Below are 1,624 nucleotides of genomic sequence, written 5' to 3'. Positions count from 1 at the left end.
GCTGGCGCAGCGAGCAACGCGGCGCGGCGTGAGACTTCCCCTGGAGCGAGATCGGCATCCGAGCTAGCCTCTCGATACCTCAGCAGACGGAATCGCTATGCCCGCCAAAGAACACACGCTCGTCATCGACATCGGCGGCACCGGACTGAAGATGATCGTCCTCGACGACACCGGTCACCCGATCAACGAGCGCGCCCGAGAACTCACGCCCAAGCCCGCCGAACCGGAAGCGGTGATGGTGGTGCTCGAGGGCATGGTCTCCGCGCAACCTGCCCATGCGCGCGTGTCGGTGGGGTTCCCCGGCGTCGTCCAACGCGGCGTCGTGCGCACGGCCCCCAACCTCGGCACCAAAGCCTGGGCCAGCTTCCCCCTGGCTCAGCGCATCGAGGGGATGACCGGCAAGCCGACCCGCGCCGTCAACGACGCGGACCTGCAAGGGTTCGGCGTCATGACCGGCGTGGGCACCGAACTCGTCCTTACCCTGGGCACCGGCCTTGGCTCCGCCGTGTTCGTGGACGGGCGCCTGGTGCCCAACCTGGAACTCGCCCACCAGGCCTGGCGCAAGGGCGACACCTACGAGGAGCGCGTCTCCAACGAAGCGCGCAAGCGCAAGGGCAACAGCGATTGGTCCGAGCGCGTGCACCGCATGCTGGCGGACCTGGCGCCTATCTGGAACTACGACCTGGTGCACCTGGGCGGCGGCAACGCGAAGCACCTGGAGGGCGAGCTACCCGCGAACGTCCGCCTGTTCACCAACGTTGAGGGCATGACCGGTGGCGCCTGGCTGTGGAACGACGATCTCGATAGCAAGGGGGCGTCCAAGGGCGCGAGTCACGGCGCATCATGAGCGATCGGGTTCACCGCGCTGAGACCTCTGCCGAGCATCAGCGCCTAATCGATTCGCAAGCTCGCCGGGCGGACTGGAAGAACTGGGGGCCCTACGTGGCGGACCGCGCCTGGGGTACCGTGCGCGAGGACTACAGCCGCGACGGCGACGCCTGGCGCTACTTCCCCCACGAGCACGCCCGCAGCCGCGTCTACCGCTGGAACGAGGACGGCATCGCCGGCTTCTGCAACCGCCACCAGAACCTGTGTCTGGCCTTCGCCTTCTGGAACGGCGTCGATCGCATCCTGAAGGAGCGCCTCTTCGGCGTGACCGGCCACGAAGGCAACCACGCGGAAGATGTGAAGGAGTATTACTTCCACCTCGACGGGGTGCCCAGCCACGCCTACATGAAGATGCTCTACGTGTACCCGCAGGTGCCGTACCCCTACGAGGAACTGGTCACCGAAGGCGCCAAGCGCGGCACGGACGAGCCGGAGCTCGAGTTGGTCGACGTCATCGGCGATGCCCTGCGCGAGGGTCGCTACTTCGACATCGTCATCGAGCAGGCCAAGGTGTCCGAGGACGATCTGATCGTGCGGATCACGGCCCACAACCGCGGCCCCGATCCCGCCCCCCTGCACATCCTGCCCCACCTGTGGTTCCCCAACACCTGGTCGTGGGGTCACGACGACAGGCGCCCCACGCTGGCGGCCGTCGAGGGCGGCGCCGTGCGCGCGGAGGAGCGTCACCTGGGCGCCCGCTGGCTGTACGCCCGCAGCGATGGCGACGCGAACCCAG

At 67.9% G+C, this 1,624-nt stretch carries 2 protein-coding genes; both read left to right on the top strand.

The annotated features are described in order from the left end of the window. The first annotated feature begins 97 nt into the window (after positions 1-97). Positions 98-847 (top strand): ROK family protein, encoded by a 750-nt coding sequence (locus tag AAF184_25925; protein ID MEO0425795.1) that lies wholly within the window; start codon positions 98-100, stop codon positions 845-847. After that, the coding region (locus tag AAF184_25920) for a glucosidase (GenBank protein MEO0425794.1) at positions 844-1,624 on the top strand (781 nt) is incomplete at its 3' end. The genes AAF184_25925 and AAF184_25920, both read left to right, overlap by 4 nt.

It is taken from the genome of Pseudomonadota bacterium, from assembly GCA_039815145.1.
Classification (GTDB): Bacteria; Pseudomonadota; Gammaproteobacteria; order Steroidobacterales; family JBCBZW01; genus JBCBZW01.
The sequence above is the reverse complement of the archived record's forward strand: the minus strand, read 5'-3'. Positions and strand labels throughout refer to the sequence as shown.

Bases quoted from the DNA above. Each gene is read 5' to 3' on its own strand.
- AAF184_25925 (MEO0425795.1), top strand. From the start codon at position 98: ATGCCCGCCAAAGAACACACGCTCGTCATCGACATCGGCGGCACCGGA.